Here is a 3,670-nt window from a genome sequence, read left to right as displayed (position 1 = left end):
TCGTGCAGCGTTTCCTTCGCGACCTCCTCATGCCGCAGCCGGTGGATCAGCACTTCGCGCAAATTGCCCATCGCGCGGCGGACCGATGCGCTGTCGGTCCGCGCCCGTTCGGCCCCGACATCGGCAAGCCGCGCCATCAACGCGGCGACCAGCTCGGCCTGTTCGGCGAGCTGCGCCGTGCCTGCGTCGGTCACCGCGAACAGCTTCTTGGCACCCTCGGCCTGGCGCGCCTCGATCAACCCCATATCGTCGAGCAAGGTGAGCGTCGGATAGACCACCCCCGGGCTCGGCGCATAGGCACCCCCGGTCAGCTCTTCGACCTGACGGATCAGATCATAGCCGTGGCGCGGTTCGTCGGCGATCAGCTTGAGCAGGACGAGCCGCAGCTCGCCGCTGTCGAACATCCGCCGCCCGCGCGGGCCGCGTCCCCCGCCATCACGGCCTTCTCCGCCACGGCCAGCGTCATCGCGACCACGACCGAAGCCGCGATGCCCGAAACCGCCACGCATCATGCCCATCCGGCCCGGATGACAGCCACGGCCGCTGCGTTCTACAAATACAAACATATCGTTCCCTTTTTATAACACGATGGCGCTAAGATATATCTTTGCTCAAGCGTTTTAAGATATATCTTTTGACTATTTTAAAAGCGCGTTTCCACCCCGGCGAAGGCCGGGGCCCAGTTGAGACGGCCGAGAGAGTCGAGCGCTGCCCTGCCAATCCGAAGTCGCGCTACTGGGCCCCGGCCTTCGCCGGGGTGGTGGCCACGGGCTATGGGCTGGCCCCACGTCACCGCACCCCCTATCTCTCTCGAATGCCCGATCTCTTCGCAACCTTCGATCCCCCTGCCCCCGATCAGCCGCGCGCAACCGCGCCGCTCGCCGATCGGCTGCGTCCGCGCACGCTCGCCGAGGTGGTCGGGCAGGATCACATCACCGGCCCCGAAGGCGCGATCGGGCGGATGGTCGCGGCGGGGCGGTTATCGTCGATGATCCTGTGGGGTCCGCCGGGCACGGGCAAGACGACGATCGCGCGGCTGCTCGCCGATGCGGTGGGATTGCGCTTCATGGCGATCTCGGCGGTGTTTTCGGGCGTCGCCGACCTCAAAAAGGCGTTCGCCGAAGCACGCGAACACGCCCGGATCGGCAAACGCACCTTGCTGTTCGTCGACGAAATCCACCGCTTCAACCGCGCGCAACAGGACAGCTTCCTGCCTTATGTCGAGGATGGGACGGTAACGCTGGTCGGCGCGACCACCGAAAACCCGTCGTTCGAACTCAACGCCGCCGTGCTCAGCCGTGCGCAAGTGCTGATTCTCCACCGGCTCGATCATGCCGCCTTGGGCCAGTTGCTCGACCGCGCCGAGGCGACCGAGGGCCGCCCCCTCCCCCTCACCCCCGCGGCGCGCGATGCGATCATCGCCAGCGCCGATGGCGACGGTCGCTTCCTGCTCAATCAGGCCGAGACGCTGTTCGCGGTCGATCTGCCCGAACCGCTCGATCCCGCCGCGCTCTCGGCCTTCCTGCAACGCCGCGTCGCGGTCTACGACAAGGACCGCGAGGGGCATTACAACCTGATCAGCGCGCTGCACAAAGCGGTGCGCGGATCGGACCCGCAAGCCGCGCTCTATTATCTCGCGCGGATGCTGACCGCGGGCGAAGAACCGCTCTATCTGCTGCGCCGGATGGTGCGGATGGCGAGCGAGGATATCGGCCTCGCCGACCCCAATGCGCTCGTGCAATGCCTCGCCGCCAAGGACGCCTATGATTTCCTCGGCAGCCCCGAGGGCGAACTCGCGCTGGCGCAGGCCTGCCTCTACCTCGCCACCGCGCCCAAATCGAACGCCGCGTACAAGGCGCAGAAGGCCGCCTGGAAATCGGCGCGCGAAACGGGATCGCTGATGCCGCCCGAAAACATCCTCAACGCGCCGACCAAGCTGATGAAGGACATCGGCTATGGCAAGGGCTATGCCTATGATCTCGACACCGAACATGGCTTTTCGGGCGCGAATTACTGGCCCGCCGAGATGGAGCCGCAGACCTTCTACACCCCGACCGAGCGCGGGATGGAGAAACGCATCGCCGAGCGGATGGCGTGGTGGGCGAGTTTGAAAGGGGAGGCTTAAGCGGCCTTCACGTCACCGGTCAGCAATTGCGAACGCAGCGCGTCGATCGCGCGGGCCGTCGCTTCTTTGGAGGCGAAAGCGGTTGCGCTTATGGCAAGATGCGCTCCATCACGATCTTTGAGGACCCAGTGCCAGCCACCGTCCACCGATCGGTACAGAACATATCGCACGCCTGACCCCGAGGAGGTGCTCGCCTCGACTTCGAACGTATCGTCGTCCTCGGTAATCGCCGTCGCGATATCAGCCTCGCTCAAGGCGCGAAGACGCGACCAATCGGTCCGATCGCCATCATTGGTCGTGTCCAAACTGATCCTGGTAATACCGTCGCTCATTCCGTCTCGCTCGCCGTGCGCTGATAATCCTGCGGAAGCCTTGCCGTAATGTATATACCACGCAAATCACCAGATCGTCATCGCCAATCGTCCCTAGCGCGGCCAGACGGGTTTCGGTCGGCATCTGTCGGGTCGCGGCAGGATCAAGGACATCGCCGCGCCAGATGGTGATCGCGCGGACGAAATCGATTCCGTGCTTCGCGATATTGGACTCGCATTTTGTATCGTTCCATTCGAATTCCATCGAGAGAGCGTAGCATGATTCCAAGCCACTTCACCCGCTTCGCCGCGATCGACTGGTCGGGCGCGAAGGGCGCGCGGCATCCGGGGATTGCGCTGGCGGTATGCGAGGCGGGCGACCACGCGCCAACGCTGATCGAGCCGCCGCACAAGATCTGGTCACGCGGCGAAATCCTGCACTGGCTGCGCGATCGTGCCGAAGAGCCGATGCTGGTCGGGTTCGATTTCAGCTTTGCGCCGCCGCACGTCCTGCGCGGCGCATATCTTCCGGGCGAGGCGACGCCCGCCACCGCCCGCGCCTTCTGGGCCTATGTCGATGCCCGCACCCCCGATGCCGATTTCGGCGCGGCATCGTTCCTCGCGGCGCGGCGTGGCACGCATTTCTATCTCGGCGCGGCCGACGGGAGCAAAGCCGATTTCCTGCATTTCCGGCGGTGCGAAGCGCACCATAATGCCGCCGGTTTCGGCAAGCCCTCGACCGTCTATGACGCGATCGGCGCGGCGCAAGTCGCCAAAGCGAGCTTCGCGGGGATGCGCCTGCTCCATCATCTCGGCCATGATATCCCGGTCTGGCCGTTCGATGCCGCACCCACATCGGGGGCGTGCATCGTCGAGATCTACACCACGATCGCCGCGCGCGCCGCCGGTCTGCGCAAGGGGCTGAGCAAGCTGCGCGATGCGGACACGCTCGATGCCGCGCTCGCCGCACTCGGCAGCACGCCGCACCGCCCGCTTGTGCGCTATAGCGATCACGCGACCGACGCGATTTTGACCGCCGCATGGCTCCGCGCCAACGCCGCTCGCGCCGAATTATGGCACCCGCCAGCGCTCACCCCGCAAATTGCGCGCACCGAGGGCTGGACCTTTGGCATATCCTGACGCATTTAGCGCGAACGGGCCGGTTTAGCTCAGTTGGTAGAGCTCCAGTTTTGTAAACTGGATGTCGCGGGTTCGATTCCTGCAACCGGCACCA

General features: G+C 65.0%; 5 protein-coding genes and 1 tRNA gene. 3 read left to right on the top strand and 3 right to left on the bottom strand.

What is annotated here, in order from left to right; translation table 11 throughout:
- The coding region (locus tag ABWP09_RS11215; protein ID WP_353205230.1) for a PadR family transcriptional regulator at window positions 1-509 on the bottom strand (509 nt) is incomplete at its 3' end.
- Window positions 510-814: 305 nt separating this feature from the next.
- On the opposite strand from ABWP09_RS11215, the gene ABWP09_RS11210 reads away from it, so the two are divergent.
- Window positions 815-2,125 (top strand): replication-associated recombination protein A, encoded by a 1,311-nt coding sequence (locus tag ABWP09_RS11210; RefSeq protein WP_353205223.1) that lies wholly within the window; start codon window positions 815-817, stop codon window positions 2,123-2,125.
- Here the strand turns inward: ABWP09_RS11210 and ABWP09_RS11205 are convergent.
- Both ABWP09_RS11205 and ABWP09_RS11200 read right to left on the bottom strand, forming a co-directional pair.
- A complete protein-coding gene (locus tag ABWP09_RS11205; RefSeq protein ID WP_353205222.1) occupies window positions 2,122-2,430 on the bottom strand; it encodes a YegP family protein in 309 nt (102 codons plus the stop codon). The genes ABWP09_RS11210 and ABWP09_RS11205 overlap by 4 nt on opposite strands.
- Complete coding sequence (locus ABWP09_RS11200) at window positions 2,414-2,701, bottom strand: BrnT family toxin (protein WP_353205221.1); 288 nt, start codon at window positions 2,699-2,701, stop codon at window positions 2,414-2,416. The genes ABWP09_RS11205 and ABWP09_RS11200 overlap by 17 nt, the downstream gene beginning before the upstream one ends.
- A 14-nt stretch (window positions 2,702-2,715) precedes the next feature.
- On the opposite strand from ABWP09_RS11200, the gene ABWP09_RS11195 reads away from it, so the two are divergent.
- Both ABWP09_RS11195 and ABWP09_RS11190 read left to right on the top strand, forming a co-directional pair.
- Window positions 2,716-3,576 carry a hypothetical protein gene (locus tag ABWP09_RS11195; protein ID WP_353205220.1) on the top strand — a complete coding sequence of 287 codons (861 nt, stop codon included), beginning with the start codon at window positions 2,716-2,718 and terminating at the stop codon, window positions 3,574-3,576.
- A gap of 18 nt (window positions 3,577-3,594) precedes the next feature.
- Window positions 3,595-3,670 (top strand) — tRNA-Thr (locus ABWP09_RS11190).

Source organism: Sphingomonas sp. (assembly GCF_040398505.1).
Taxonomy (GTDB): Bacteria; Pseudomonadota; Alphaproteobacteria; order Sphingomonadales; family Sphingomonadaceae; genus Sphingomonas.
The sequence above is the reverse complement of the archived record's forward strand: the minus strand, read 5'-3'. Positions and strand labels throughout refer to the sequence as shown.